General features: G+C 64.5%; 24 protein-coding genes. 7 read left to right on the forward strand and 17 right to left on the reverse strand.

The window, feature by feature from the left end; translation table 11 throughout:
• Positions 1-17 precede the first annotated feature (17 nt).
• Positions 18-770 carry an SDR family NAD(P)-dependent oxidoreductase gene (locus ACELLULO517_RS21370; protein WP_227309456.1) on the forward strand — a complete coding sequence of 251 codons (753 nt, stop codon included), beginning with the start codon at positions 18-20 and terminating at the stop codon, positions 768-770.
• 116 nt (positions 771-886) lie between these two features.
• Here the strand turns inward: ACELLULO517_RS21370 and ACELLULO517_RS21375 are convergent, their stop codons facing one another.
• The 4 genes from ACELLULO517_RS21375 to ACELLULO517_RS21390 form a co-directional block, all read right to left on the reverse strand.
• Entirely contained in the window at positions 887-1,822 is a 936-nt protein-coding gene (locus tag ACELLULO517_RS21375; protein ID WP_227309457.1) for an ABC transporter substrate-binding protein, read from the reverse strand.
• Between the two features lie 76 nt (positions 1,823-1,898).
• Positions 1,899-3,137 (reverse strand): ROK family transcriptional regulator, encoded by a 1,239-nt coding sequence (locus tag ACELLULO517_RS21380; RefSeq protein WP_227309458.1) that lies wholly within the window; start codon positions 3,135-3,137, stop codon positions 1,899-1,901.
• On the reverse strand, positions 3,124-4,716 hold the full coding sequence (locus ACELLULO517_RS21385; protein WP_227309459.1) for an FGGY-family carbohydrate kinase: 1,593 nt from the start codon (positions 4,714-4,716) through the stop codon (positions 3,124-3,126). The genes ACELLULO517_RS21380 and ACELLULO517_RS21385 overlap by 14 nt, the downstream gene beginning before the upstream one ends.
• Positions 4,717-4,985: 269 nt before the next feature.
• A complete protein-coding gene (locus tag ACELLULO517_RS21390) occupies positions 4,986-5,882 on the reverse strand; it encodes an aldose 1-epimerase family protein (RefSeq protein ID WP_227309460.1) in 897 nt (298 codons plus the stop codon).
• 326 nt (positions 5,883-6,208) lie between these two features.
• On the opposite strand from ACELLULO517_RS21390, the gene ACELLULO517_RS21395 reads away from it, so the two are divergent.
• The 4 genes from ACELLULO517_RS21395 (at position 6,209) to ACELLULO517_RS21410 (ending at position 10,646) form a co-directional block, all read left to right on the forward strand.
• Positions 6,209-7,549, forward strand: a complete 1,341-nt coding sequence (locus ACELLULO517_RS21395; protein ID WP_227309461.1) for a glutamine synthetase family protein — start codon at positions 6,209-6,211, stop codon at positions 7,547-7,549.
• Positions 7,546-8,835 carry an NAD(P)/FAD-dependent oxidoreductase gene (locus ACELLULO517_RS21400; RefSeq protein WP_227309462.1) on the forward strand — a complete coding sequence of 430 codons (1,290 nt, stop codon included), beginning with the start codon at positions 7,546-7,548 and terminating at the stop codon, positions 8,833-8,835. Before ACELLULO517_RS21395 ends, ACELLULO517_RS21400 begins: the two co-directional genes overlap by 4 nt.
• A 126-nt stretch (positions 8,836-8,961) precedes the next feature.
• A complete protein-coding gene (locus ACELLULO517_RS21405; protein ID WP_227309463.1) occupies positions 8,962-9,174 on the forward strand; it encodes a DUF3311 domain-containing protein in 213 nt (70 codons plus the stop codon).
• Complete coding sequence (locus ACELLULO517_RS21410; protein WP_227309464.1) at positions 9,171-10,646, forward strand: sodium:solute symporter family protein; 1,476 nt, start codon at positions 9,171-9,173, stop codon at positions 10,644-10,646. The genes ACELLULO517_RS21405 and ACELLULO517_RS21410 overlap by 4 nt, the downstream gene beginning before the upstream one ends.
• Positions 10,647-10,717: 71 nt before the next feature.
• Here the strand turns inward: ACELLULO517_RS21410 and ACELLULO517_RS21415 are convergent, their stop codons facing one another.
• From ACELLULO517_RS21415 to ACELLULO517_RS21430, 4 genes are all read right to left on the reverse strand, one after another.
• On the reverse strand, positions 10,718-11,410 hold the full coding sequence (locus ACELLULO517_RS21415; RefSeq protein WP_227309465.1) for a lipid-binding SYLF domain-containing protein: 693 nt from the start codon (positions 11,408-11,410) through the stop codon (positions 10,718-10,720).
• 87 nt (positions 11,411-11,497) lie between these two features.
• Positions 11,498-12,136 carry a histidine phosphatase family protein gene (locus ACELLULO517_RS21420; RefSeq protein WP_227309466.1) on the reverse strand — a complete coding sequence of 213 codons (639 nt, stop codon included), beginning with the start codon at positions 12,134-12,136 and terminating at the stop codon, positions 11,498-11,500.
• Between the two features lie 15 nt (positions 12,137-12,151).
• Positions 12,152-12,970, reverse strand: a complete 819-nt coding sequence (locus tag ACELLULO517_RS21425) for an ABC transporter permease (RefSeq protein WP_227309467.1) — start codon at positions 12,968-12,970, stop codon at positions 12,152-12,154.
• On the reverse strand, positions 12,970-13,716 hold the full coding sequence (locus tag ACELLULO517_RS21430) for an ABC transporter ATP-binding protein (RefSeq protein ID WP_227309468.1): 747 nt from the start codon (positions 13,714-13,716) through the stop codon (positions 12,970-12,972). Before ACELLULO517_RS21430 ends, ACELLULO517_RS21425 begins: the two co-directional genes overlap by 1 nt.
• A gap of 132 nt (positions 13,717-13,848) precedes the next feature.
• Between ACELLULO517_RS21430 and ACELLULO517_RS21435 the strand changes: the two genes are divergently transcribed.
• Entirely contained in the window at positions 13,849-14,583 is a 735-nt protein-coding gene (locus ACELLULO517_RS21435) for a metallophosphoesterase family protein (RefSeq protein WP_227309469.1), read from the forward strand.
• Between the two features lie 49 nt (positions 14,584-14,632).
• Here ACELLULO517_RS21435 and ACELLULO517_RS21440 read toward each other — a convergent pair whose 3' ends face one another.
• From ACELLULO517_RS21440 to hemB, 9 genes are all read right to left on the reverse strand, one after another.
• A complete protein-coding gene (locus ACELLULO517_RS21440; RefSeq protein WP_227309470.1) occupies positions 14,633-15,391 on the reverse strand; it encodes a class I SAM-dependent methyltransferase in 759 nt (252 codons plus the stop codon).
• 23 nt (positions 15,392-15,414) lie between these two features.
• Positions 15,415-16,359 carry a nucleoside hydrolase gene (locus ACELLULO517_RS21445; protein WP_227309471.1) on the reverse strand — a complete coding sequence of 315 codons (945 nt, stop codon included), beginning with the start codon at positions 16,357-16,359 and terminating at the stop codon, positions 15,415-15,417.
• A gap of 56 nt (positions 16,360-16,415) precedes the next feature.
• Positions 16,416-17,303 (reverse strand): ABC transporter permease, encoded by an 888-nt coding sequence (locus ACELLULO517_RS21450; protein ID WP_227309472.1) that lies wholly within the window; start codon positions 17,301-17,303, stop codon positions 16,416-16,418.
• The gene (locus ACELLULO517_RS21455; protein ID WP_227309473.1) at positions 17,300-18,334 is read right to left on the reverse strand and encodes an ABC transporter permease; all 1,035 of its coding nucleotides are present in this window, start codon (positions 18,332-18,334) and stop codon (positions 17,300-17,302) included. Before ACELLULO517_RS21455 ends, ACELLULO517_RS21450 begins: the two co-directional genes overlap by 4 nt.
• The gene (locus ACELLULO517_RS21460) at positions 18,334-19,893 is read right to left on the reverse strand and encodes an ABC transporter ATP-binding protein (protein WP_227309474.1); all 1,560 of its coding nucleotides are present in this window, start codon (positions 19,891-19,893) and stop codon (positions 18,334-18,336) included. Before ACELLULO517_RS21460 ends, ACELLULO517_RS21455 begins: the two co-directional genes overlap by 1 nt.
• Before the next feature lie 19 nt (positions 19,894-19,912).
• Positions 19,913-20,983 (reverse strand): BMP family ABC transporter substrate-binding protein, encoded by a 1,071-nt coding sequence (locus tag ACELLULO517_RS21465; RefSeq protein ID WP_227309475.1) that lies wholly within the window; start codon positions 20,981-20,983, stop codon positions 19,913-19,915.
• Between the two features lie 99 nt (positions 20,984-21,082).
• Complete coding sequence (locus tag ACELLULO517_RS21470; RefSeq protein ID WP_227309476.1) at positions 21,083-23,143, reverse strand: putative bifunctional diguanylate cyclase/phosphodiesterase; 2,061 nt, start codon at positions 23,141-23,143, stop codon at positions 21,083-21,085.
• Between the two features lie 245 nt (positions 23,144-23,388).
• The gene (gene radC / locus ACELLULO517_RS21475; protein ID WP_227309477.1) at positions 23,389-24,141 is read right to left on the reverse strand and encodes a RadC family protein; all 753 of its coding nucleotides are present in this window, start codon (positions 24,139-24,141) and stop codon (positions 23,389-23,391) included.
• Positions 24,142-24,321: 180 nt separating this feature from the next.
• Positions 24,322-25,314 carry a porphobilinogen synthase gene (hemB, locus tag ACELLULO517_RS21480; RefSeq protein ID WP_227309478.1) on the reverse strand — a complete coding sequence of 331 codons (993 nt, stop codon included), beginning with the start codon at positions 25,312-25,314 and terminating at the stop codon, positions 24,322-24,324.
• 178 nt (positions 25,315-25,492) lie between these two features.
• Here hemB and glyA point away from each other — a divergent pair, with 178 nt between their 5' ends.
• The gene (gene glyA, locus ACELLULO517_RS21485; protein ID WP_227309479.1) at positions 25,493-26,797 is read left to right on the forward strand and encodes a serine hydroxymethyltransferase; all 1,305 of its coding nucleotides are present in this window, start codon (positions 25,493-25,495) and stop codon (positions 26,795-26,797) included.
• The last annotated feature ends 2 nt before the right edge of the window (positions 26,798-26,799 follow it).

Below are 26,799 nucleotides of genomic sequence, written 5' to 3' on the forward strand. Positions count from 1 at the left end.
AAAGGGAGGATAGGGCGATGGATCTCGGTCTCGCAGGCAAGACAGCGCTGGTCACGGGTGGCACCAAAGGCATCGGCCGGGCGATAGCCGATATGCTGGTGGCCGAGGGGGCGCGCGTCTCCATCTGCGCGCGCAATCCGGCTGAGGTGACGCAGGCGGTCGCGGACCTGGGCGACGGCAATTTCGGTCAGGCGCTGGATGTGTCGGACACGGCGGCGCTCGCCGCTTGGGTGGCGGCTTCCGCCCAGGCTTTGGGCGGGATCGATATCGTGGTGCCCAATGTCAGCGCGCTGGCCGTCAGCCGTGACGCGTCTGCCTGGAAGGCAGGGTTCGAGACCGACATCATGGGCAGCGTCAGCCTGGTCGATGCCGCCATGCCCTGGCTGGAAAAATCCGACGCCGCCTCAATCGTGGTGATTTCGAGCGTCTCGGGTAGGGAGGTCGATTTCGCCGCCGGCCCTTACGGCGCCTTCAAGGCCGCGCTGATCCATTACGCGCAAGGCCTGGCGTTTCAGCTGGCGCCCAAAAACATTCGCGCCAATAGCGTCTCGCCCGGCAATACCTATTTCCCTGGTGGCGTGTGGGAAAAGATCGAGCAGACCATGCCCGATCTTTTCAAGGAAGCGATGGCGCTGAACCCGACCGGGCGCATGGGTCGGCCGGAAGAGATCGCGCGCGCCGTCGTGTTTCTGGCGAGCCCGGCGGCGAGTTTCATCACCGGCACCAATCTGGTGGTGGACGGCGCATTGACGCGCGGCGTGCAGTTTTGACGGTTTTCGCGCGCTGCGTCGGGTAGGTCCGCGCAACACGTGCGCGGATAACAGTTATAGATGAGTCATCCCCGGACTTGTTCCGGGGACCTACCCATTTAAGCAGGCAACCTATCTCAATGCTGCGTCCAGCCGACATAGCTGTCGACATTGTCCTGCGTGATCAGCTTGGGTGCCATCAGCGTGATGCGCTGGGCCGGCGCATGGCCGTTCATGATGTCGAAGCCGGTCTTCACGCCGATCTCACCCATCGTATAAGGGTCCTGCGAGGCAGAGGCCTTGATGGTGCCCTTGGTCTTGAGCTCGGCCACGATGTCCGGTGCGCCATCAACCGAGGTGATGACGATATTGTCGCGATGCGCCTGCTTGGCCGCCAGCTCCGTGCCGATGGCCTGCGGATCGTTCACCGCGAAGATCGCGTCGATCTCGGGGAAGCGCACGAAATAGCCCTGGCCGATGGCGAAGCCGCCGTCGCGTGACCCTTGCGCGTTCTCGTTGTCGCTCAGGACCTTGATATCCGGATATTTGGCGAAAACAGATTTGCAGCCGTCCACGCGGTCAATAACGGCCGAGACCTGGACACCGTTTTCGATGATGACATTGCCCTTGTGCCCGATCTTGTCGGCCAGATACTGGCAGGATATTTCGCCGGCCTGAACGTTATTGGTCTGCACAACGGCATCCGCGCCCATGGCGTTCACATCGACGCCGATGACGACGATGCCGGCCGCCTGGGCGCGCTTCACCGCCGGCAGGATGGCGTTCTGGTCGGATGCCGTGACCAGGATCATCGACACGCCCTTGGCGATGAAATTATCGATCTGGTTGAATTGTTTGTTGAGATCGTAGTCGGCCGATACCGACGTCACCTGTGCATTGGGATTGATCTTTTTTGCTTCCGCCGCCGCACCCTTGGCCAGCGCCACGTAATAGGGATTGCCGAGCGAGCCGACCGTGATGCCAAGACCGGTGAGGTCCTTGGCGGAAGCCTGGGGGGTAAGGGCCGCGAGGGCGAGCAGAGCCACGCCGCCGGCCAGAAGGGATTTCAACATCGATGCGTTTCCTCGGGCTCGTTATGATATCCGCAGCACCTGGCCCAACGGTCGCTGCGGCTGTTCTGCCCGGCGGTTACACGAGGCGAAGCTTTTGCGGCCTTGTGCGACTGCCGGGTTTGAAGCGGGAATGAGCCGCGATGGTCGCGTCCGCATGGCGCGGCTGCAGGCGCGTGTCGATCACCAGACGCGCGGCACCCAGCAAGCCGGCATCCGATCCGCTGCGTGCGCGCTGAATGCTGAGATGCCGGAAGGCCAGCGGCAGGGATCGTTCCTGCACGCGACTGCGGATGCCCGATATCAGCGTCTCCCCCGCTTCCGCCAACATGCCGCCGATGACGATGGCGCTGGGGTTGAGCACGCTCACGGTATTGGCGACCGCATCACCCAGCACCAGGCCGGCTTCATGCAGGCGCAAAGCGGTCGCGCTATTGCCCGCCTGCATCAGCCGAAGGACATCGCGCGCCGTCTGCGCCAACAGCCCCTCCGCGCGCAGATCGCGCGCAACGGCCCAGCCGGCGGCATGCGCTTCCAGACAGCCCTGCTTGCCGCAGCGACAAAGGGGACCGCCCGTGCGGTCCAACTGCATATGGCCGATATCCCCGGCCGCACCCTGCGCGCCGCGATAAAGCCTGCCGTCCGTCACGATGCCGCTACCGATGCCGGTGCCGGCTTTGACGAACAGGAATTGTGCGGCGTCCGGCCAGAAGGCGCGAAATTCCGACAGCGTCATCAGGTTGACGTCATTCTCGACCAATACAGGCACACCCAGATGTGTGGTCAAGCATCCGCAGATGTCGAAATCATCCCAGCCCGGCATGACAGAAGGGCCGACGATGCGCCCGCCGGCGTGATCGACCGGGGCAGGAAGTCCGAGACCGATGCCGAGCACATCGCGGGCGTTTTGCCTGAGCGTCCGCAATAGCGCGCGATAGGCATCCGCCAGCTGTGCGAGCACGATGATCGGCCCGTCCTTCAAGTCGATCGCGATGGTGTTTTCCGCGAGAATGGCGGGGGTAAGATCCGTCACCGCCAGCCTTGCGTGGGTTTCCCCGATATCGGCCGCCAGGACCACGGCCGCGTCGGGCGCCAAGCGCAGCAGGCGCGACGGGCGACCGCCCCCGCGCCGCATGCCCTCCGGCGCTTCCTCCACAAGGCCTGCCGCGAAAAGCTGTGTCAGATACTGCCCGACCGTGGTGCGGGAAAAGCCGGTGACGGAGACGAGTTCCGCGCGGGACTGCGCCGTGCCGTCCGCGACGCGTGACAGAACAAGACCGAGGCCGCTGGCGGCGGTGCTGTCGTCAGCGCGCGTCATAGCCGGGCACCGTCAGGCTGGTATGTTGATGATGGTTCAGACCGCGCAGCGTATCACGCACCGCACTGGTCTCGGCGAGGTCAAGATAGCTGCGATAGATGGCTTGATAGGCTTTGTGCCTTTGGTCGTCAGGATTGTAGTGCTGGCCATCCGTGGCGCCGAAACGCGCGGCGCCATCCGCGAAGCCGGTCACGATCTGGCCCGCGACCGCGCCGTGAATGGCGGCACCGACGGAGGTGGGATTGGCCAGCGCCGGCACGGTAATCTCCCGCCCCAGCACATCGGCCATGATCTGGATCAGCAGCGGGTTGTTATGTGCGAGGCCGCTGGTCAGCAGGATCTCGGCAATATCGAGCCCGCTTTGCGTGAGCCGGTCCATGATGACATGCGCGCCGTAGCACAGGCTTTCCAGCAATCCGCGATAGATCCCGGCGGCCGTCGTTCCCATGGTGAAACCGGCGATGAGACCGCTCAACCCGGAATCGGCATAAGGCACGCGATTGCCGCTCCACCAATCGAGCGTCACAAGATGGTTTGCGCCGGGGCTGAGTGTCGCCGCCTCGTCATTATACAGCGCGAAGTTGCGGGCTGGGTCCGCGTCGCGCGGGAAAGTATTGACGAACCAGGCAAGCATATCGCCGAAACCGGCTTGCCCGGCCTCGTAACACCAGAACTCAGGCAGAACCGCGCCCTGGGCCATGGCTTCCAGCCCCGGCGGCAAAGGCAGCGGCTTGTCTTCCAGCAACAGATAGGCGGCCGAGGTGCCAAGCGCGCCGACCCAGGCGCCCGGCCGCACGGCGCCGACGGCCGGCAGCACGACATGAGAATCGATGACGGCGACGCTGACGATCGCGGGTCCTTCGATGCCGGTGCGGCTGCGCCAGGCGGCGTTCAGCGGACCCACTGCGGTGCCGACAGTCGCGGGCGGCGCCAGCCGCGCGGCGAGGCCCAGGACGACATCGGCGGGATAGCCGATACCGGGCCGGTACTGCGCCTTATAGGCAGCGAAATCCTGACTGCGACGCTCGACCCCGGTTAATTGCCAGGTCATCCAATCCCCGGCTTCGATGAATTTATCTGTCTCAGCCCAGAGATCAGGCGCTTCCTCGGCCAGTTGCGCGGCCTTGGCCAGCATCCATTCGCCCGACAGACGACCGCCGCAGGCGGCGAGAAAGTCGCCGCCCCGCGCATTGATCGCATCGGCATAGGGCTGGGCAGCCGCGTGTTTCCACAGCTTCACATAGGCATGGGGATCATCTGGATGCAGCGCAGATAGCGGCGTGCCGTCCGCGCGCGTGGGCAGCGGAGAACTCGCCGTAAAGTCGAGACCGATGCTGAGGATTTTGCGGCCTTGCCCGAGGTCGCGCAAGACGCTCTCGGCGGCTTCACGGTAATCGGCCGCGTCCTGCAAAGCATAATGCTGCGGCAGGCGGCGCCCGTTCGCAAGATGCGTCGTCATCACGCCATGACGATAGGCTGCCGTGCTGATGGCCTGCTGCACGCCCGTCGCGGCATCGATCAGCACGCCGCGTGCCGAGAGCGTGCCGAAATCCAGCCCGATGATGAAGCCCGCACTCACGGCGTCGCTTCCGATAAAGTCACAATGGGTGCGCGACAGAAATGTTCCATCTTGACCGGCTTATTATTGGCGCGCCCGGATAGGAAGCGCGGCGTTTCCCTTATTCAGGTGAGCTTAGAAGGCTCCGACGCCGCGTGCAATCTATTTTGACCAAATTTGGTCAAAAGGGGGTTATCGCGATCCTGGTGGCTTGAGACGATGGGTCCCCGGAACAAGCCCGGGGACGACGCGGAGAGGTTGGGTGCTTCTATTTTTAGAACCTTGCCCGATCAGGACGTCTTGTCGGCGATGAGACGAACCGTCCATTGCAGCTCGCGGTCGGTTTTGGGCGGCAGCAGCATCATGCCCGGCTTTTCCGTCAGGTCGCCGGTGAAACCCTCGGGGCTGGCATAGCCGTGCCAGGGCTCGATGCAGAGGAAATCGCCCGATCCGCCCGGCTTGGTCCAGATGCCGAGCTGCTCGAACCCTTCCCAGGAGACTTCGAGGGCCGGCGTGCCATGGCCCGAGAAACAGACCGAACGGCTTTCGAGATTGCTGAAGACCAGCGCGTCATCAGCGAAAAGGTCGGTATTCAGCTTGATGACGCGGTCGCTGACGGGGGAGGGATGGGTCGCTTTCGTCAGCAGCCCGCCTTTCACGCCATGGATGGGCGCCTTTTCGTCGCGGGCGAAGCGCAGCTCGTGATCCGTCTTCGGCACACCAGGCAGGATCGGCCAGACGAAGGCGGGATGCGCGCCGATAGAGGCCGGCAGGGTGACATCGCCGGTATTGGTCAAGGTATAGCGCAGCGTCAGCGCGCTGCCGCGCAGTTCATAGGTCAGGTCCAGGCGGAAGGCATAGGGGTAGATGGCCCGGCTTTCGGCATCATCCACCAGGCGCAAGGTGCAATGGGTGGCGCTGCGCGATACCCAGGTGAAGCGGCGGTCGCGGGCAAAACCGTGCTGCGTCAGCCGGTAGCTCTGCCCGTCATAGCTATAGGTGTCGTTCGTCAGCCGGCCGACATTGGGGAACAGAACCGGGGAATGTCGCGGCCAGGCTGGGCCCGCCTGCCACATATATTCATGGCCGTCCGGGCCTTTCAGCGAGGCGAGTTCCGCCCCTTGGGCGAGAATGGTCGCTTTGACATCGCCCGAGAGGATATGGCTGTCGTCATTCGTGCCGGTCATGCTTCGCTCCTGATCACTGTGGCGGGCAGGATAGGGCGCCAGCGCGGGCGCTGGAAGCCACCCGCGCGACGATCGCCGCACCGCTTCGCACAAGCTTGTCGCTTGATGTCCCGGGGGGCGATGTGCGAGATTTGCGGCGAACAGGAGTTTTCCCTTGTCTCGCCTCGACAGCCAGTCACTGTCTCTCGCTGAACGCAGTCTTCTCTGCCGTCCTGTGTCCGGCCCTCCCTAGGGGGCAGTTCCATTCGACCTGCATGGCAGATGGCGCGCCCCCAATTTCATGAATGCGCGCCTGGCGACTGAGCTTTCAGACAGAGGAGACAATCATGATCGATCTGCGCGAATGGTTTTCGGAACATCATGTCACTGAAGTGGAATGTCTTGTGCCCGATATCACGGGCATTCCGCGTGGCAAGATTACACCGGCCCAGAAATTCCTCAACGGCGGCGCGCTGCGCCTGCCGGAGGCGATTTTCATCCAATCCGTGACGGGGGAATATCCGCCGGACGAGGATGACCGGCTGACCGATCCGGCGATTATCGATATTACGCTGCGCGCGGATGCCAGCACGGTGCGTCTTGTGCCTTGGGCGCGCGAACCGACGGCGCAGATTATCCATGACTGCCACTATAAGAATGGCGATCCGGTACCGATGGCGCCGCGTCAGGTGCTGCAGCGCGTGCTGAAGCTTTATGAGGATAAGGGCTGGGAGCCGATCCTGGCGCCGGAACTGGAATTCTATCTCGTCGGCCGCAATACCGACCCGGATTATCCGCTGTCGCCACCGATCGGCCGGTCCGGCCGGCAGGAAACGGGACGGCAGTCCTATTCCGTCGATGCCGTCAACGAATTCGATCCGCTGTTCGAGGAAATGTACGATTTCTGCGAAGCGCAGGAGTTGGACCTCGACACCCTCATTCATGAGGAAGGGGCCGGGCAGGTGGAGATCAACTTCCTGCACGGCGAGCCGCTGACCCGCGCCGACCAGGTCTTTCTGTTCAAGCGCACCGTGCGTGAAGTGGCCCTGCGGCATGAGATTTACGCGACCTTCATGGCCAAGCCGATGAGCCGTGAGCCGGGCAGCGCGATGCATGTGCATCAGAGCATCATCGATCCCGTTACGAAACAAAATCTATTCGCGGGTGAGGACGGCAAGGCCAGCAAACTTTTCCGCAACTATCTGGCGGGGCTGCAGAAATACACGCCGGCCGTGATGCCGATCCTGGCGCCGAATGTGAATTCCTATCGCCGGCTCTCGCGTTTTTCCAACGCGCCGATCAATCTGGAATGGGGTTACGACAACCGCACCTGCGGCTTGCGCGTGCCGTACGGCTCGCCCTCCGCCATGCGCGTCGAAAATCGCGTGCCGGGCGCGGACGCTAATCCTTATCTCGCTTTCGCGGCGACACTCGCCTGCGGCTATCTCGGCATGGTGAATGAGTTGGAACCGACCGCGCCTTACGAAGGCTCGGCCTATTCCATGCCCTATGCGCTGCCGCGCGAACTCAGCCACGCACTCGACATGATGGAAGCATGCGAGCCGCTGAAAGACATCCTCGGCGAGAAGATGATCGAGGTTCTGGTCGCGGTCAAAAAGCTTGAATACGAGACCTATCTTCAGGTCATCAGCTCCTGGGAACGTGAACATCTGCTTCTGAACGTATGATTTCGGCGCCGGCCGAAAAGGGGGAGGCGCCGGCCCCCAGTTACTACGAGGCAACGCGGGCCGTTGACCTCAATACAACGCCGCTGGACGGCGATATCACCGTCGATGTCGCCATTATCGGTGGCGGCATCACGGGCTGTTCCGCCGCTTTGGAGCTTGCGGAACGCGGCGTCGGCGTCGCGCTGTTGGAGGCACGCGACATCGGATGGGGTGCGTCCGGGCGCAATGGCGGGCAGGTGCTGCCGGGCTATGCGATCGCCCAGCACAAGCTTGCCCGCATGGTCGGCGCCGAAGATGCTCGCTTGCTCTGGAACATGTCGGTTGAAGCGACAAAACTGGTGGAGGCGCGTATCCGCGCGCATGCCATTCCGGCCGATTATACGCCGGGTTATTTCTATGCCGCCATCAAGCACCGGCATGTGGCGGAGTTGGAGGAGGAAGCCGAGGCGCTGGCGAAGCTCGGCGTCGATGGCGCCAAGCTCGTCCGTGGCGCCGACATGGGCGCGCATATCGCGAGCACCCGGTATCTTGCCCTTCTGACGGAGCCGATGGCCGCCCATCTGCATCCGCTGAATTATACGCTGGGCCTGGGCCTCGCTGCCCAGACGGCGGGGGCAAAGATAGTCAGCCGCACGCCGGTGACGGCGATCGAGGAAGGGGCCTTCGTTCGCTTGCGCACGCCCCGCGGCACAGTGACGGCAAAGACCGTATTGGTTGTCGGTGGCGCCTATCTCGGCCGCGTCTGGCCGCAGGTGGCAGGTTACGTCATGCCGGTCGGCACCTATATCGTCGCGACCGAACCGCGCGATGATGTGGCCGATCTGCTGCCGCGGAACGAGGCGGTGGCCGATCTTAACTTCGTGCTCGATTACTTCCGGCGCTCGGCGGACAATCGTCTGCTGTTCGGCGGTCGCGTCTCCTATTCCGCCGTGCCGCCGCCGCGGCTGGGGGCGGTGATGCTGGCGCGGGCCAGGGCGGTGTTTCCGCAACTGGCCGGTGCGCGGGCGGAATTCGCCTGGGGTGGACTGGTCGACATCACCCGCCATCGGGCGCCGCATTTCGGGCGGTTGGCGCCGAACATCCTGATGGCACAAGGGTTTTCCGGGCATGGCGTGGCGCTGGCCGGGCTCGCGGGGCGGGTGCTGGCGGAGGCAGCCGCCGGGCAGGCCGGGCGGTTCGATGTTTTCAGCCGCATTCCCCAGGCGCGTTTTCCCGGCGGCCGCGCGCTTCGGGTGCCGGCGCTGCTGCTGGCGACCAGCTACTACCGGCTGCGCGATATGCTGTGATCGCGCTGAGTGCGATCTGGCCAGACGGCACCAGCCCGCACCTCCGCTGTCATATAAAAGACTTGCGTCAATAGCGTGGCAGACCCCAGAATTTCCGATGCTTGCTCAAACCACATGGGGGCATCGATGAAACATATTGGTTATCTGGCAATTCTGCCGATCCTGGGCCTGTTACTGGGCCCGGTCATTCACAATAGTGCGACGCCCTTCATCCTCGGCTTGCCCTTCCTGCTGGGCTGGATGGTCATCTGGGTCGTGCTCACCTCCGTCACCATGGCGATCATCTACGCGCTCGATCCGGCGCGGGCGGCGTCAAAGGCGGAGATTAACCGCCGATGAACGCAGCCCTTATTCTGATTACCCTTTCGGTCCTGCTGGCGCTGGGCCTGGGTCTTGCCGCCCGTCGCGGCCATGCGATGAAGCTGGAGGAATGGACCGTCGGCAGCCGCGGCTTCGGCGCCATCCTGGTCTTCATCCTTCTGGCCGGTGAAATCTACACGACCTTCACCTTCCTCGGCGCCTCGGGCTGGGCTTACGGCTATGGCGCGCCGGCCTATTACATCCTGGCCTATGGCACGATCGGCTATGTCATGGCCTATTTCATGCTGCCGCCCGTCTGGCGCTATGCGCGGGAAAGGCAGCTGATCTCCCAGCCCGATTTCTTTGCCGCCAAATACGGCAGCCCGGCCCTCGGCCTGCTGGTGGCAGTCGTCGGCATCGTGGCGCTGATCCCTTATCTGGTCCTGCAATTCACCGGCCTCGCCGTCATCGTGCAGACGGCGAGCTATGGCGCGGTGCCCAAGGATGCGGCCGTCATCATCGGGGCGGCCGTCGTCTCGGTCTATGTCGTCTTGTCCGGCATTCGCGGCTCGGCCTGGACCTCGGTCGTCAAGGACATCCTCATCATCATCGTGGCGATCGCCCTCGGCATCTACCTGCCCTTCCATTACCAGGGTGGCATCACGCCGATGTTCACGGCGCTGGACCATGCCAAGCCGGGCTTCCTCGCCTTCGCCGCCAGCGGCAAAAGCGTCTCCTGGTTCGTCTCGACCGTCATCCTGACGGCGCTGGGCTTCTTCATGTGGCCGCATAGTTTCGCCGCCTGTTTCACGGCGAAGGACGAGAACGTCTTCCGCAAGAACGCGATCATCCTGCCGATCTACCAGTTGGTGCTGCTGTTCATCTTCTTTGTGGGCTTTTCGGCCGTGCTGGTCTTGCCCGGTCTGAAGGGGGCGGCGACCAATATGGCGCTGCTCAAGATCGTGGTCGCCAGCTTTCCGCCCTGGGTCGTCGGTATCGTCGGTGGCACCGGCGTGCTGACGGCGCTGGTGCCGGGGTCGCTGATCCTGGTCACAGCGTCGACGCTGCTGGCGCGCAACCTCGTCGGCTTCCTCCGTCCCGGCCGCGTGTCGGAGGAGGGCGTCGTGCGCCTCGCCAAAACGATGGTGCCGGTGGTGGCCTTCGTCGGCGCCTATTGCGCCATCGCCGGCAGTGCGACGATCGTGGCGCTGCTGCTGATGGGCTATGCCTTCGTGACGCAGCTTTTCCCGGCCATGATCATGAGCCTGCTGCCGCGCAATCCGGTAACGCGGGAGGGGGCGATCGCCGGCATCATCCTGGGCGTCCTCGCCGTGATCTATTTCACCATGACGAATACGACGGTCGCGACCCTTTGGCCGGGCGGACCCGAGATGCTGCGCGACCTCAATATCGGGACCTGGGCGCTGATCATCAATGTGGTCGGGGCGGGCGTCGTCAGTGCGCTGACCGCACCCGGGCGCGGGGTGCTGGCGCGCGGGCCGGCGGAGTAACCGCCGACCAAATGGATGTCGTCCCCGGAGCTGATCCGGGGACGACGCGTTCAGAGGACGATAGCGGTGGTTTACCCGCCGTACTGGCTGAGTGTGGCGCGCAGCGGATTGGCGCCGGGGTTGTTCGCCATCATCTGCACCACGATCTGCGGCGCGTTATAGGGCTGGCCGTAATAGGCCTGGTTGGATTGGGTGTCGGGCGAGAGCACCGACCCTTCGATCGACACGCCGGCATACAGACCGCGCGTCCGCGCGAAGGTCACGATATCGGCGCGCATATGCGTGGTCGTGGCGCCGCCCACGCCGGCGCCGACCGTCGCGAAGGCGAGCGAAGCATCGCCGCCGAGCTTGAAGCGGTTGCGCATGACGGCGCCGAGCGCACGGTCGTTCATGACCATGATCATGACTTCCGCGTCCTGGATGCCGATCTGCGCGCCGAAACTGCCCGACCCGATGGTGTAGAAGGCGGGGTCCGACCAGGAGCCGCCGGCGGCACGGGCCATTAGCACGCAATTGCCACCGGAACCGCCGAATATGAATCCGGCCTTGAAGGTCTGCGGGCAGATGATCACGGCACGGGCGCTGCGCAGGCTATCGACGGTGCTGGTCGACTGCGTGCTGTTCAGGATTTCCTGCAAGGCGAGGGTGGAGCGGTCGACCACATCCTGTTGGGCCGCTGGCCCTTGCCCGGAAATGGCGCAGCCTGAGAGGACCGGCGCCAAAGCCATCAGGCAGGCCGCAAAGCCGAAATTCCGGAGCGTCATGATGGCAGTCCCTCTCTCTGGTCTCGTCTCAGGCAAAATATGATTCCTCTGCCCTTGTGGCCGGCGCTTTTGGCAAATTCGTGACAGTCACAGGGCGGGAACGCCCTCGACCGTTTCATTGGCGGAGACGACGCGCCAAGCCTGCCCGCGCTGTTCGAGTCGCGTCAGCGAAATATTGCCGACGCTGAGGCGCAGCGCGCTCTCGCCCCCCAGGCCCAGAACATGGGCGATGGCGGCGCGGATGGCGCCGCCATGGCAGACGATAACGATATCCTCGCCCTTATGCGCGCGGGCCAGCGCTTCCAGGCCGACGCCGACACGTCCGATCACTTCTTCGAAGCTCTCGCCGCCGTCCGGGCGTTCGGCGTGGGAGATCGGCCAGAAATCATGCGAGGGCAGGGCGAGATGGTTCGGCAGGTCGGTGCCTGCCAATCCTTGCAGCCGGCCGAAGGATTGTTCGATGAAGGCGGGGTCCACCGTCCAGCTCTGTTCCGGATAGCCGGCCGCGAAGATCGCCTGTGCGGTGCGGTGGGTGCGGCTGAGCGGCGTCACCAGCCAGCGGGCCGGCTGCGGCAAGCGGCGGCCGAGTTCGGCATAGGCCGGCCCCTGCGCCGCCATGGTGCTTTCGCAGATCGGCACGTCTGCGGTGCCATACAGCGTCTTGCGGGCTTCGGCATCGACGAGCGCGTGGCGGATCAGCCAGAAGTGGGTGGATTGGGGCAGCATCGAAACTCCTGGCACTTACTCGCCGATCGAAATCAGGGCGCCGCGCTGACGGGCGGCACGGAATTGGCTGGAAAAGAGAAGGCTGGCGAGAAGCAGCCAGACGGCATTGAGGCCGAAGGCAGCCAGCAGGTGGATGGACGACACATGACCATTGAGTAGGGCTTGGCGCATGCCCTCGAAAACATGGGTCGCGGGAATGGCTTCCGAGATCGGTTGCAGCCAGACCGGCAGGGTCGAGACCGGGTAATAGACGGCCGCCAGCGGCGTCAGACCAAAGAGCAGCGACCAGGCCAGGGCTTCGGCCCCGGCGCCATGGCGCAGGATGAGCGAGACGATGCCGAGCGCGAAGGCCCAACCCATGATCATCAGATTGGCGAAGAACAGCACCAGAACCGGGCCGATGGTAAAAAGATTGAAGGCATAGAGCAGATAGGCCACGAGGATGGCCGGCAATACGCCGCCGATGACGCGCGCGAAGGCGACGCCGATCAGCCCTGCGAGCAATTCCCACGGCCGCAGCGGGCTGATGAAGACATGGCCGAGATTGCGGGACCAGATTTCCTCCAGGAAGCTGATCGCGACCCCCATCTGGCTGCGGATCGTGACTTCCCATAGCAGCACCCCGCCCAGCATCGTGCTGGCAGCGAGGATCAGCGTGTGGTCCTTGCCCTGGGCCGCGAAGGCCCGGCCGGAGATGAAGCTCGCCGTGAAACCCCAGATGCACATCTGCAGAATGGGCCAGTAGATCAGTTCCAGCAGGCGCGGCCAGGACCGGCGATACAGGCAAAGATGGCGATAGATCAGCCCCCAGATGCGACGGAGAGAGGCCTGCATCACGCGCTCTCCTGCGCGGCCAAGCCGCGTCCGCGCGCGATATCGAGGAAGACATCCTCCATCGATTCCCGGCCGTAGCGGGACAGCAGCGCGTCCGGGCTGCCTTCGTCGACGATACGGCCCTTTCGCATCATCAGCACATGGTCGCACAGCCGTTCGACCTCGGCCATATTGTGGGAGGCGATCAGCATGGAACAGCCGGAACTCGCCCGGTAGCGCTCCAGCCAACTCCGAACCAGATCGCCGGTATCGGGGTCCAGGCTCGCCGTCGGCTCATCCAGCAGCAGGACGTCGGGCCGGTTGATGAGGGATTTGGCCAGCGCCACGCGCGTCTTCTGTCCGGCCGACAGGGCGCCGGCCGGACGGTCCAGAAAGGCGTGCAGGTCCAGTTCCTCGGCCAGTTCCGCGATCCTCCGGCGGGTGCCGCGGACGTTATAGAGATGCGCGTAGACGGTCAGATTTTCGCGCACTGACAGGCGGCCGGGCAGGGCGATATAGGGTGAGGAAAAATTCATCCGCGCGAGAGCCGCGAAGCGGTCGCGATCCATGTCATGTCCCAGGATGTCGATTTTTCCGCCGGAAGGCGTCAGAATCCCGAGCAGCAGAGAGATGGTCGTGGTCTTGCCGGCGCCGTTGCCACCCAGCAGACCAACCGTTTGCCCGGTCTTGATCGTGAAGCTGATATTGTCCACGGCCAGCGTTGTGCCGTAACGCTTGCTGAGGGCTTGCACGCTGACCGTGTTCATACCGCTTCCTGTGCCGGGGCAGCGCGCGGCTGTCGAGCCCTCTGGGCGATAAACCTTATAAGGCTTGGCTGATGCGCGCCTTCCCGACCGATAGGGACTTGTTTTTGACCCGTTCGCCTGACCGGTCCTGACATGAAACTTGTCTTTCAGCCGGCGCCCGGCCAATTGCCGGCGGGTCAGCGCATCTACGCGATCGGCGACGTTCATGGCTGCGTCGCGGCCCATGCCGCGATCCTCGATCAGATCGCCGAGGATTATGCGGCGCGGCCGGTGGCGCAGGCAGTGGTGATCCATATGGGCGATCTGATCGATCGCGGACCGGACAGCGCGACGGTGTTGGAACGCATTTCTCGCGGTTCGCCCATCGGCGGCGATTTCATTAACCTGCGCGGCAATCACGAGGAGCTTTGCCTCGCCGCCTTCGCGCAAGGCGGGGAGGTTGCGGCGTCATGGCGGCGCAATGGCGGGGAGACTTGCCTGGCCGATTGGGGCGTGCCGCTAAAGGCGCCGTCAGAGGACTGGGCGCGGTACGTGCCGCCCGCGCAGATGGCGGTGATGCTGGGGGAGCGGATTTTCTTCCGCGCCGGCGGTTATTTCTTCGCCCATGCCGGCGTGCGGCCCGGTGTGCCGCTGGCCGAGCAGGACCCGCATGACATGGTCTGGATCCGCGAGCCCTTTCTATCCTGGCCAGGCCGGCTGGAGGCCGTCGTCGTCCATGGCCATACGCCGAAGGATCAGCCGGAGATCAGGGCCCATCGCATCGGCATCGATACCGGGGCGGTCTATGGCGGGCGGTTGACGGCGGTGGTGCTGGAAGAGGACCGCCTGGCTTTCATGCAGGCACCGGGGCCGCGCCGAGGGCGATAGAGGCGCAACTTGTCCGGCATGCGCATGGTTTTGCCGAAGGTGCGATCCGTCACCAGGCTTCCATGCGGTCGCGGCGCTCGATCATCAATACGTCATGATTGCCGGCCCAGGCGCGCTCATTGTACCCCAGAATACGGACGCCCTCGATCCGGCTTGCCATGGCAATGATGGTGGAGGCGCGGCAGAGCGAGACGCCGTAATCATCCTCGCCCGGATAGCGCGCATAGCCCCAGCCGGACGCTTCGTAGCCGGCCAGGATCTGCTGCCATTCGGCATCCCCGATCATGGCGCCGTATTTGCGCTGAACCTCCTTGCTCCAATTGCCGTGCAGCGTCGCGATAAGGATGCCGCGCGGCGACAGGCGCTTGCACAGATGACGGGTCCAGGTTTCGGCTCTTGCTTCATCAACATGGGTGAAAAGGGACCCGATCCAGATGATGTCATAGCCGTCGCCGAGCGCGACCTGCGACAGGTCCGGCTGGGAATGGATTGCCGTGCCACGGAACTGGTTGGCGCAGAAATCGGCGCCATCCGTATCGATATCGGCGAAGGAAATATCCGCGCGCGGAAAGGCAGCGCGCAGATGGCGCGCCACCCGGCCATGGCCGCAGGGCAGGTCCAGAATGCGCGTGACCTCACCCAGCGTGCTGATGGACAGCGCGCGCAGAACGACGCGAATGCCGTCCAGACCGACGGTGAAATACCAGTCCTGCCCGGTATTGTACATGTGATCGCGCGGCGACACGGTCTTGTCGATTTCGGTTTTGAGGTAAGCATCCTCAATCGCCGCGACGCGCGCATAACGCATGATCGGTCTTTCAGGGCTAGGAGTTAGGGAAGTTTGGCCAGTCTTTCGGTCAAAAGATCATAGAAGCCCTGGGCGTCGACATCGCGCATATAAAGCGCGTTCGGGTGGCGGTCCGTGACGCCCCAGTAGTCCGCGACCGTCATGCCGATGGTGAGCGGGCTTGACGTCTCGATTTCGACATTGATGTGTCGACCCTGGAACAGCGCAGGCTTGATCAGATAGGCGGTGACGCAGGGGTCATGCAGCGGGGCGCCGTCAGAGCCGTATTTCTCCAGGTCGAATTTCTCGGAGAAGTCGAGCATCGCAGCAGCGGCGGCAGCGGATTTCGTTGTCAAAGCGCGGATCGCGGCCAGGCGCGCGGGTGTCGTCAAGACACGATGGGTCACGTCGAGCGGCAGCATGACGACAGGAACGCCGCTGCCCAGCACGATGGCGGCGGCGTCGGGATCGACATAGATATTGAATTCGGCGGTCGGCGTGATGTTGCCGACCTCGAAATACGCGCCGCCCATCAATACGATCTCACGGATGCGCGGCTTGATGTCCGGTGCCTTGATCAGCGCCATGGCGATATTGGTCAGCGGCCCTAGCACGCAAAGCGTGATCTCACAGGCTGGTTCCGCGCGCAGATAATCGACCAGGAAATCGACGCCGTGCTGGGCTTGCAGCGGCATGCTCGGTTCGGGCAGGTCCGGCCCGTTCAGCCCGGTCGCGCCATGGACATGCTCGGCCGTCACCAGCGGGCGGGCGGCCATGGGCCCGGCGCAACCGGCATAGACCGGGATATCCGGCCGTCCGGCCAATTCGCAGATTTTCCGCGCGTTCTTCGACGTCAGGCTGAGCGGCACATTGCCCGCGACCGCGACGATGGCCTCGACCTTGATCTCGGCCGGGGAGGCGAGGGCGAGCAGGATGGCGATCGCGTCATCCTGGCCGGGGTCTGTGTCGAAAATGACGCGTCGGGTCATGGTGCAAAGCCTAGCGAATAAGAGTTTTGCTTCTTTTTTTAGAAAGAAGCGCCGATCTATCCATCGCGCATCTCGATCGCGCTGAGAAGCGCGCCGCCGCGCAGACGGGCGCTGATCCAGATGCCGAGGACGGTCGCGATATAGGGCAGCATCAGCACGAAGTCGCGCGGGGCGTGCTCACCGAAGACAAGCTGCGCCTTGATACCCAGGAACTCGACCAGCGCGAAAAACAGGGCGGCGAAGGTTGCCCCCACCGGATGGCCGGCGCCGAAGATGACGGCGGAGAAGGCCATGAAGCCGCGACCCGCCGTCATGCCGACGCTGAAGATATCGAGCCCGCCGAGCGACAGTTCGGCGCCACCCAGGCCCGCCAGCACGCCGCCCAGCAGCAGCGCGATCAGGCGCATGCGCGCGGGGTCCGCGCCGACGCTGCGGGCGGCGAAGGGATGTTCGCCGGAGGCTGTCAGCCTGAGGCCGAACCGCGTGCGGCGACAGGCGAACCAGACGCCGAAGACCATGACGGGCATGGCGAGGACGAGCGCGTCCAGCACGCCGAAGGGGCCGAAGGCCGGGCCCAGCGTCGGGATGCCGGCGGGCGCGGTAACCGCCCCTTCGCTGCCATAGACGGCCTGGATGCCGAAATCCGTGCCGCCCAGGCCAAGGCCGGTCAAACCCAGTCCCGCGATGATCGGGTTCGCCTTCAGTTTCTCGATGACGAGCCAGAGCAGCGCCGAGAGCAGGACGCAAAACCCGACCGCGCCGAGCAGGCCCAGGGCGACCGACCCCGTCTGTTCCGCGATCACCGCGCTTGCGCAGGCGCCGGTGATCATCAGCCCTTCCAGGCCGAGATTCCAGACACCGGCGCGCTGGGCCAGCACACCGGCCATGGCGACATAGATCATGGGGGTGCCGGTGCGCAGCACCGCGACGATCAGGTCCATCATGACCGGTTCCGCCTTGGCAGGCGCAGCCATCCCGGCATGGCGCGGGAGGTGATGAACAGCGCGATGGCCGCGTTGACCATGTCGATCGCGGCCGATGGCAGGCCGGCGATGACGGGCAGATAGAGGCTCGCCGAGGCAAGGCCGCCGAAAAACAGGGCGACGATGACGCTGCCGCTGACCGAGAGATTGGCGACGAGGGCGATGAGCACGGCGGTGAAGCCGTGGGCCGGGGAGAAACCGCTGACCAATCGCCCGTCCGGTCCCAGAACCTCCATCGCACCCGCCAATCCTGCCGTGGCACCGCTGAACAGAAACGCGCCGAGGCCGAGGCGCGACAGGCGCGCGCCTTGCCATGTCACCATCACCGGATTGCGCCCCGCGAGACCGCCGAGGACACCGAAGGCCGTGCGATTGACCAGCACCCAGGTGACGACACCCACCAGCACCGTCAGCGCCAGAATCCAGACGGAGACGCCGGTATCGGTGCTGAGGCGGATGGCCAGGGGGACCGGTGGGCTGGACGTCACCTGGCCGCTGCCGGACGGGTCCTTCAACGGGCCGCTGGTCACCCAGACCAGCAAAAGCCCGGCAATGAAATTGCCCATCAGCGTGGTGATGACCTCATCCGTGCCCGAGCGGATGCGCAGCCAGCCCGGCCAGAAAGCCCAAAGCGCGCCGAAACCGATGCCGGCCAGGATGGCGACCAGGGTCACGATCACGGCGGGCAGACCCGGCAGCAGGGCGACCGCGACGGTCGCACCAACACCGCCCAGATAGAACTGACCCTGGGTTCCGACATTGAAATAGCCGCAGCGGAAGGCGACCACCACGCCGGTCGCCGAGACGAATAGCGGGCAGGCCCAGCGCAGGTCGTGGATCAGCGCGCCGTCCGACAGAAAGGCACCGTCCAGAATGGCGCTGAACATATCGGGCGCGGAAAAACCAGAGGCCTCAAAGATGATGCCGCAGAGAATGAGCGCCAGGGCGATGAAGGCAATGGCCCGGATGATGGCCAGCAGGCGCGCGCGCATCAGTGCTCCCCCACCATTGCGCTGCCGACGCGGCCGAGGTCATAGGGCGGCGCGAATTGACCGGCGATGCGTCCGCCCTGCAGGACGATCAGCCGGTCGCTGATATCGAACAGTTCATCAAGGTCCGAGGAAATCAGGATCAGCCCCAGGCCGCGGTCGCGCGTTTCGCGCATCGCCTGCCAGACGAAGGCGGTGGCCCCCAGATCAAGCCCGCGCGTCGGCTGCGCCAGGATGATCAGCTTTGCCTCGGCATCCATTTCCCGCGACAGAATGACCTTTTGCGCATTGCCGCCGGACAGGGAGCGCGCGGGGTTATCGACACTGGTGAAGCGCACGTCCCAGGACTGAAAGGCTTTATGCGCGGCACGGCGTAAGGCCGCCGGATCGATCAGCGACAAAGCCGATTTCGCCAGCAGGCTGCGTGCGGCGAAATTCTCCCAAAGCGGGCTCGATAGGCTGAGCCCTTCGGTATTGCGTTCGAAGGGAATGATCCGCAATCCGCGCTTCCGCCGCTCGGCGAGCGGCAGGTCCGTAACCGTCGCGCCGTCCAGCGTCACGCTGCCCTCGGTCAGCGGCACAAGACCGGCCAGCGCTTCGACCAAAGGGCGCTGGCCGTTGCCCTCCACCCCCGCGATGCCGAGGATTTCCCCGGCACCGACGGTGAGAGTGATGTTTTGCAGGCTCTGACCGTCGGCACCGGGCCGGGTGGTGACGCCCGTCAGCGCCGCGACGCTGCGCGGGCCGGTCAGCGTGTGGCGGTGGCCGTGCGGCAGGTCCGTGCCGACCAGCGCGCCGATGTCTTCCGCTGTTTCGGCGCTATCGCCAGCGGGGGCAGGACTATGGCCGATGATGGCGGTCGCGATGCGCGCGGCAGTAAGGCTGGCCGCATCATCCGGACCGGCGACCAGCTTGCCGCCGCGCAGGACCGAAACGGTATCGGCGACAGCCAGAACCTCTCGGATCTTATGCAGAATGATCAGGACGGTGACGCCGCTGTCGCGCAGCCGCTTCAGCCGTTCGAACAGCGCTTCCGCTGCCGCCGGCGCCAGCACGGCGGTCGGCTCGTCCAGGATCAGCACCCGGGCGTCCCCGGCCAGGGCGCGGGCGATCTCCACCGCCTGTTGGGTCTCGACCGGCAAATCCCGGATGCGGGTGGAGGGTTTCGCGTCGACCCCCAAGGCTTCCAGATGGCCGCGCCAGCGCGCCTGCAAGCCGCGCCGCGTGAAAACGGCGCCGCGCTTGCCCGTCAGGCCGAATTCCATCGCCTCGGCAATCGTGAAGCTGGGCGGGAGTGCGAAGCTTTGATGCACAAGCTCGACCCCGGCCGCACGGGCATCCTTCACATGCCCGCCGCGCAGAGGATTGCCCCCGATCTGGATGGTGCCGGCTGAAGGTGCCAGCAGGCCAGCGCAGGCGCGGGCGAAGGTGGTCTTGCCCGCGCCGTTCTGGCCGCAGACCGCGTGAATCTGGCGGGGGGCGAAGGACAGGCTGACCGCGCTCAAGGCCGTGAAGGCACCGAAGCGGATGGTCAGCCCATCGCAGGCAAGGGCCGCGCTCATCGGTGTCAGAGCAAGCCGGTCAGAGCTGGGTGTTGAAGGGAACCTTCAGCGTGCCAGCGATGATGGCGGCCTTGGCCGCATTGACGGCGGGCCAGGCCGCTTTGGCGGCATGGACATAGGCCGGCGGGCCGTTCTGCATGAACAGATCGGAGGGCACGAAGTCGATGATGCCATCGGCCAGCGTGCTGACGTAATGCCCGGCCATGAACTTGCCCGAAACGGCGGCCGAGACCTGATCGGTCAGCGATTGGCCGAAATTGACCAGCACGGAGGAGGCGACGGTCTTCGGCCCGAGCTTGAACTGCGTGCGGAACACGGCACTAACGATGCGGTTGCTGCCTTCACCGGCCGCGCGGATGACGCCGGCATCCGTCGCCGCGCCATCGGTCTGGATGAAGTCGATCCCCGTGCTGAATAGCTGGTTCGCGATCTCCCGCCCCTTGGTCGGGTCCTGGAAGGACCCGGCGAAGGCTCCCTTCACGGTGACGGTATGGGAGACGGAGTCGGCCCCCGCCTTCATGGCATTGAGGTCAGCATTCAACCCCGGCAGGCTCATGCCGCCGATATAGCCGAGCCTGTGGCTCTGGCTGACGCCGGCACCGAAGATCCCGGCCAGGAACATGCCGTAATGGGCCTGGTATTCGACCGTGCGGACATTCGGAATGACCGGTTTGAAGGGGTCGGCATAGAGCTGGATGAATTTCGTGCCGGGGTAGCCGGGCGCGACCGCTTTGATGGGGTCCGCCATTTCATTGAACGTGGTGACGATGACGGCGGCGCCGGCACCGGCGAGCGTCGACAGGATCGACTGATAGGTCGAAGGGTCGGACGCATAGATGGTGCGGATTGGGAAATGATCCTGTTTCCCGAGCGCCTTGAGATGCGCGATCATATCGTCGATCGGGCCGTTATCGCCGGCCGCCTGGGTATGGACCAGGGCCACGAGCTTGCCGGCGGCGAAGGCTTGGCCGCCGAACAGCGGCAGGGTCGCGGCAGTCGCGCTCAGCAGGCCGCCCCAGGCCAGGATGTTGCGGCGGCTGGGCTGTTCCGTGACAGCAAGCTTGTGCAAATCCTTGACGCGCTCGGACATTGGACGTTCCCCGGGTGAATGCTGACTTCCGTCAGACCCTAGGGGTGCGCATAGCAGAGCGTCAATTAGCCAAGGGGCGACTGATCGAGGTCTTGCCGCTCAGATGGTGCAGCTCAGGATGGGGGCGCCGGTCGTGCCGGTTGTGCAGGTCGCCGACATACCGGCCCTGCCGGGGATGAGGGGTGGGGAGATCAGGCGGATCGGCCCGCCCAGTTCAGTCGCGCTGCGCAGGCAAAGCTCCATCTGCGCCGGGGAGAGCGGACGGGCAAAGAAATAGCCTTGCACGAAATCGCAGCCGCAATCGGCGGCGACGGCCAGTTCGGCCGGCGTTTCCACGCCTTCCGCGACGACCGGCAGTTTCAGGACATGGGCGAGTTGAACGATGGTCGCGAAGAGGCTGATTCCGTCATCGCCGTTGCGGGCAAGGCTGAGGAAGCCGCGATCAAGCTTGAGGGAGGTCAGCGGCAGTTTCGGCAATTGCGCCAGCGAGGAATAGCCGACACCGAAATCATCCATGGCGACCAGAAAACCCGCATCCCGCGCCACCTGCAGCGCGCGTGAGGCATCCTCATCGGCGAAGGCGCCTTCGGTCACTTCAAGACAGAAGGTGCTGCGCTCCAGCCCGTAACGATCGACAAGGGCGCTGAGTGTGCCCGGAACATCGGCGCGCGATAGTTCCAATGGCGAGATATTGAGATTGACGACCGGCAGGTTGGTGATGCCGCTGTCGCGCCAGGCCGCGACCTGCCGGACCGCGAGCTCGCGGATCTTGGCACCCAGACCGCTGAAGAGGCCGGCGGTTTCCGCGATGCCGACGAAGCGGGACGGCGGCACCAGACCGGCCGTCGGATGCTGCCAGCGCGCCAGCGCCTCGATCGCGATGACACTATGGTCGCGCAGGCTGATGATCGGCTGGTAGACGAGGAACAGCTCATCATCGCTGCGGAAGGCGGTATAAAGATCCTGTTCCAGGCCGACACGCTCGATCCGCTCGTCATGCTGCGTGCGCAGGAACGAGACCGCCTGATTGCCACCCTGATTCTTCGCGATGAAGACGGCCTCGTCCGCGGCGTCACGCAGATCACCCACACCGTCGGTCGCGCTATGGGCCAGGCCGACGCTGGCGGTGAGATAGAAATTCCGGCCATCGCTGAGGGCGAAGGGGCGCGCCATGGTGGCCACCAGCTGCTGCGCCTTGGCCTGGGCCGCGTCCTCCGCGATCGGATGGCAGAAGATTGCGAATTCATCGCTGCCCGTGCGCGCGACGGGATGAGGTGCCGCCAGGGCGCGAAGGCGTTTCGCGATTTCAATCAGGATGTCGTCCGCGACTTTATTGCCCAGGACGTGGTTGGCGGCGCGGAAACGATCGATATCGACCAGCATCATGGCGGCGGACTGCGTCGCCGTCTGCGTTTCGACGAAACGTTCGAAACTGTTGCGCGTCAACAGGCCGGTCAGCAGATCGAAGCCGATGTCGGACATCGCCATAAGCTGGTTGCCGACCGCGTCGGCGGGCGCGGTGCGGGGCTTGCGGTCGACGCCGCTCAGCAGCGCGGCACCAGCGATCGATAGGCTGCTGACGGCGAGCAGCAGGGTCGATGCCGTTTGGAAATGATCGAATCTGATGGCGAAGCCGATAAGGGGCAGGCAGCTCCACAGCGCTGCGGCCCATAACGTTGCGCGCCCAGGGCGGAGGCGGCAGAGCAAAAGTCCCTCGCCGATGGCAAGAAGAAGGACGCCGACCGGCCAGGCAACGAAAGCCAGCATATCGGGTGCCGACATATCCCCTAATTGAGGGGCGACGTTGGCGGTCTGCGAAACGCTAAAAAGACGGTCTGCGCAATGACCCAAGGTCACCATGACGGCAAGACCGGCGGCGCAGAGCGCGGTGCATCGCCGGGCGAAGGATGCGGAAGGGCCGGGGGCGGCCCCGATAGCGAGAAGAGCCAGGGCTGCCAAGGCGCAAAGATCGGGCTGCGCTGATTTGACCGAGACGGCGGGGGGCAGACCCAAGGCGATACCATAGTGAACCAGCGCTAAGGCGAGAATGGAGATACCCGCGAGCAGCAGCATGGCGCGATGCAGGATGAGCGGAGAAGCGCGGCGTTCGGCACCGACCTTGTCCAGCTGGGTCTGCTTTATGCTGCCGAGCCGCCTCATCGCTAAAATAATGAATCCAATCTTATGATGCGATAAATCAAACTGGGCTGCGGATAGGACCGCAACGGGCAAACGCACCTGTTTCGCCGGGCCACAATCCAGGCGAACTAGGCCAATTTCTATCGCGGAATGCCTTCACCGTCGTCATGCCCCATTTGGGGCTAAACTACGATTAAGTGCAATTTTTTCCGCCCCTTGGGGACACGTTTTCGTGCAAGGGCTAAGGACGGCATTTAGGGCAGCGCCTAAAACAGACCCTCTTTCCGTAGACTGACCCATTGGCCGTTGCCGATGATGATATGGTCATGCAGCCTGATGGATAGCGGTGCTGCCGCGGCCTGTATCGCATGCGTCATGTCGATATCCTGACGCGAGGGTGCGGGATTTCCGCTCGGGTGGTTATGGGCCAGGATCACGGCCGAGGCGTTCAGCTCCAGCGCCCGGCGCATGATTTCGCGCGGATAGACGGAGGTGACGTTGACCGTGCCGCGGCTCTGCGCCTCATCCGCGATCAGCCGGTTTTTCGTGTCGACATAGAGCACGCGGAAATGCTCCACCTTCTCCCGCGCCATAACCGCGATCAGATAGTCGATGATACGGTCCCAGGTGGCGAGGATCGGCTGGTCCAGCACTTCCGCCCGGATGAGCCGGATAGCGGCGGCCTGCGCCGTCTTGAGGGCGGCAATGCCGGATTCGCCCAGCCCCTCGATCTCCCGCAATTCCTGCGGGGTCGCGGCAATGGCGTTCGCGAAACTGCGGAAGCGCCTGACGAGGGCGCGCGCGATCGGCTTGGTGTCCCGTCGCGGCAGACCCAGGAACAGCAGCATTTCGAGCAATTCGTGGTCGGCCAGGGCCTCATGCCCGGCCCGCAGCAGCCGGTCGCGCATCCGGGCGCGATGGCCTTCGGCTCCCGGCACGGCTGGGGAAGTCTCGTTGTTGTCTAACGGAACCGAGCCGAAAAGCCCCGGTTCATCGGCGAGTTGGGACTGCTTTGCCATCACGGGCATTGTCGCACGGCATCGGCAAAGACGGAATACGTTTCGATATAGCACCCAAATTCGTCATCCGCGTATTTATTGCGCGGACCTACCCGGTGTGGCGCCAAAACGCCGTGATGGCGCCCCACCGGGTAGACCCGCGGCATGAAGCCGCGGGCGACAGCAGAGCGGCGGCTTCCGTTATCGGCTGAGCACCTTGGCGGCCGCCGGGGCGAAATAGGTCAGCACGCCACGGCAGCCGGCGCGCTTGAAGGCAAGCAGGCTTTCCATCATCGCCCGCTCCTCGTCCAGCCAGCCGTTTCGGGCGGCGGCCATGATCATCGCGTATTCGCCGGACACCTGATAGGCGAAGGTCGGGACCTCGAAGCGGTCATGCACGCGGCGGATGATATCCAGGTAAGGCATGCCGGGCTTGACCATGATCATGTCCGCGCCCTCGGCGATATCCAGCGCCACTTCGCGCAAAGCCTCGTCGGAATTGGCGGGGTCCATCTGATAGGTCTTCTTGTCGCCCTTGAGCGAGCCGGCATTGCCCAGCGCGTCGCGGAAGGGTCCGTAGAAGGCGCTCGCATATTTGGCGGCATAGCTCATGATGCGGGTATGGATCAGCCCGGACTGATCCAGCATCCGGCGGATCGCGCCGATGCGCCCGTCCATCATGTCCGATGGGGCGATGATGTCGATGCCCGATTCCGCCTGCACCAGCGCCTGACGACAGAGAACCTCGATCGATTCGTCATTGGCGACATAGCCGTCGCGGATGACGCCGTCATGGCCGTGATCGGTATAGGGGTCGAGGGCGACATCGCCGATCAGGCCGATTTCGGGGAATTCGCGCTTCAGGATGCGCGCGGCGGAGCAGATGAGGTTGTTCGGATTGCCGGCCTCGGTACCTTCAGCGTCCTTGCGCTCGGGCGGCGTCACCGGAAACAGGGCGATGGCGGGAATGCCAAGGTTGGCGGCGGTCTCGACATGGGCGGCCAAGCCCCCCAGCGTCACGCGCTGCACGCCGGGCATGGAGCTGACCTCGGTCGGGTCGCCGGTGCCGTCGCGCAGAAAGATCGGCCAGATCAGGTCATCGACGGACAGTTTATTTTCCGCAACCAACCGCCGCGTCCAGGCATCGTAGCGATTCCGGCGCAGACGGGTTTGAGGGAAGCGGCTGTCGGTCATGAGCAAGAACCTCTCTGTGAGCGAACCGCACCATAGAACCCCTACAGTCATCATGACAGGCAACCCAGCTTTGGGAAGGCGGCGGTTCACCAGGGATAGCGGCCCGTGTTACAAGGCGCGCCCGGTCGATCCGTCCTTGTCCTAACCCGGCCGGGCCCGTCCAACAGGAACGTTGCATATGAACGAGCAGTCGCCCGCCGCCAGCCTTGCCCGGTTCTTTTCGGCCTCCGTCGAGGAAACCGATCCGGAACTCGCCGTCGCCCTTAAAAAGGAACTCGGTCGGCAGCAGGACGGTATCGAGCTGATCGCGAGCGAGAACATCGTCTCGCGCGCCGTGCTGGAAGCCCAGGGCAGCGTTCTGACCAATAAATACGCCGAAGGCTATCCCGGTCGTCGTTACTATGGCGGTTGCTATGCGGTTGATATCGCTGAGGAACTCGCGATTTCCCGGGCCAAGCAGCTGTTCGGTTGCGACTTCGCCAATGTGCAGCCGCATTCCGGCGCGCAGGCCAATGGCGGTGTCATGCTGGCGCTGCTGCAGCCGGGCGATACCTTCCTGGGCATGAGCCTGGCTGCCGGCGGCCATCTCAGCCACGGCGCCGCGCCCAATATGTCCGGCAAGTGGTTCAACGCCGTGCAGTATGGCGTCCGCCGCGAAGACGGTCTGCTGGACTATGAGGAGCTGGAGGAGAAGGCGCGCGCCAACAAGCCCAAGCTGATCATTGCCGGCGGCTCGGCCTATCCCCGCGTCATCGACTTCGCCCGCTTTCGCAAGATTGCCGATGAAGTCGGCGCGATCTTCATGGTCGATATGGCGCATTTCGCCGGCCTGGTGGCGGCGGGCGTCCATCCCAGCCCCTTCCCGCATGCCCATATCGCGACCACGACGACGCATAAGACCCTGCGCGGTCCGCGCGGCGGCATGATCCTGACCAACGACCCCGACCTCGCCAAGAAGATCAACTCGGCGATGTTCCCCGGCCTGCAGGGTGGCCCGCTGATGCATGTCATCGCGGCCAAGGCGGTCGCCTTCGGCGAGGCGCTGCGCCCCGAATTCCGCACCTATGCCAAAGCCGTCGCCGAGAATGCGAAGGTTCTGGCCGCGACCCTGGTGGAGCGCGGCTTCGACATCGTCACCGGCGGCACCGACACGCATCTGCTGCTGGTCGATCTGCGGCCGAAGCGTGTGACCGGCAAGGTGGGCGAAGCCAGCCTGGAACGCGCCCATATGACCGCCAACAAGAACGCCATCCCCTTCGACCCAGAGAAGCCGGCCATCACCTCCGGCATCCGTCTGGGCACGCCCGCCGCGACCACGCGCGGCTTCGGTCCGGAGGAATTCCGCCAGGTCGGTGAGATGATCGACGAGGTTCTGACGGGTCTTGCCGGGTCGAACGAGGAAGGCGGCAATGCGCTGATCGAGCAGGAAGTGGGTAAGCGGGTCCAGGCCCTCTGCGCGCGCTTCCCGATCTACCCGAACTAAGG

It is taken from the genome of Acidisoma cellulosilyticum (assembly GCF_020621385.1).
Classification (GTDB): domain Bacteria; phylum Pseudomonadota; class Alphaproteobacteria; order Acetobacterales; family Acetobacteraceae; genus Acidisoma; species Acidisoma cellulosilyticum.

Excerpts from the sequence above, each read along its gene's own strand:
- ACELLULO517_RS21370 (WP_227309456.1), top strand. The coding sequence starts at position 18 with ATGGATCTCGGTCTCGCAGGCAAGACAGCGCTGGTCACGGGTGGCACC.
- ACELLULO517_RS21375 (WP_227309457.1), bottom strand. The coding sequence starts at position 1,822 with ATGTTGAAATCCCTTCTGGCCGGCGGCGTGGCTCTGCTCGCCCTCGCG.
- ACELLULO517_RS21380 (WP_227309458.1), bottom strand. The coding sequence starts at position 3,137 with ATGACGCGCGCTGACGACAGCACCGCCGCCAGCGGCCTCGGTCTTGTT.
- ACELLULO517_RS21390 (WP_227309460.1), bottom strand. The coding sequence starts at position 5,882 with ATGACCGGCACGAATGACGACAGCCATATCCTCTCGGGCGATGTCAAA.
- ACELLULO517_RS21395 (WP_227309461.1), top strand. The coding sequence starts at position 6,209 with ATGATCGATCTGCGCGAATGGTTTTCGGAACATCATGTCACTGAAGTG.
- ACELLULO517_RS21400 (WP_227309462.1), top strand. The coding sequence starts at position 7,546 with ATGATTTCGGCGCCGGCCGAAAAGGGGGAGGCGCCGGCCCCCAGTTAC.
- ACELLULO517_RS21405 (WP_227309463.1), top strand. The coding sequence starts at position 8,962 with ATGAAACATATTGGTTATCTGGCAATTCTGCCGATCCTGGGCCTGTTA.
- ACELLULO517_RS21410 (WP_227309464.1), top strand. The coding sequence starts at position 9,171 with ATGAACGCAGCCCTTATTCTGATTACCCTTTCGGTCCTGCTGGCGCTG.
- ACELLULO517_RS21415 (WP_227309465.1), bottom strand. The coding sequence starts at position 11,410 with ATGACGCTCCGGAATTTCGGCTTTGCGGCCTGCCTGATGGCTTTGGCG.
- ACELLULO517_RS21420 (WP_227309466.1), bottom strand. The coding sequence starts at position 12,136 with ATGCTGCCCCAATCCACCCACTTCTGGCTGATCCGCCACGCGCTCGTC.
- ACELLULO517_RS21425 (WP_227309467.1), bottom strand. The coding sequence starts at position 12,970 with ATGCAGGCCTCTCTCCGTCGCATCTGGGGGCTGATCTATCGCCATCTT.
- ACELLULO517_RS21430 (WP_227309468.1), bottom strand. The coding sequence starts at position 13,716 with ATGAACACGGTCAGCGTGCAAGCCCTCAGCAAGCGTTACGGCACAACG.
- ACELLULO517_RS21435 (WP_227309469.1), top strand. The coding sequence starts at position 13,849 with ATGAAACTTGTCTTTCAGCCGGCGCCCGGCCAATTGCCGGCGGGTCAG.
- ACELLULO517_RS21440 (WP_227309470.1), bottom strand. The coding sequence starts at position 15,391 with ATGCGTTATGCGCGCGTCGCGGCGATTGAGGATGCTTACCTCAAAACC.
- ACELLULO517_RS21445 (WP_227309471.1), bottom strand. The coding sequence starts at position 16,359 with ATGACCCGACGCGTCATTTTCGACACAGACCCCGGCCAGGATGACGCG.
- ACELLULO517_RS21450 (WP_227309472.1), bottom strand. The coding sequence starts at position 17,303 with ATGATGGACCTGATCGTCGCGGTGCTGCGCACCGGCACCCCCATGATC.
- ACELLULO517_RS21455 (WP_227309473.1), bottom strand. The coding sequence starts at position 18,334 with ATGCGCGCGCGCCTGCTGGCCATCATCCGGGCCATTGCCTTCATCGCC.
- ACELLULO517_RS21460 (WP_227309474.1), bottom strand. The coding sequence starts at position 19,893 with ATGAGCGCGGCCCTTGCCTGCGATGGGCTGACCATCCGCTTCGGTGCC.
- ACELLULO517_RS21465 (WP_227309475.1), bottom strand. The coding sequence starts at position 20,983 with ATGTCCGAGCGCGTCAAGGATTTGCACAAGCTTGCTGTCACGGAACAG.
- ACELLULO517_RS21470 (WP_227309476.1), bottom strand. The coding sequence starts at position 23,143 with ATGAGGCGGCTCGGCAGCATAAAGCAGACCCAGCTGGACAAGGTCGGT.
- radC (WP_227309477.1), bottom strand. The coding sequence starts at position 24,141 with ATGGCAAAGCAGTCCCAACTCGCCGATGAACCGGGGCTTTTCGGCTCG.
- hemB (WP_227309478.1), bottom strand. The coding sequence starts at position 25,314 with ATGACCGACAGCCGCTTCCCTCAAACCCGTCTGCGCCGGAATCGCTAC.
- glyA (WP_227309479.1), top strand. The coding sequence starts at position 25,493 with ATGAACGAGCAGTCGCCCGCCGCCAGCCTTGCCCGGTTCTTTTCGGCC.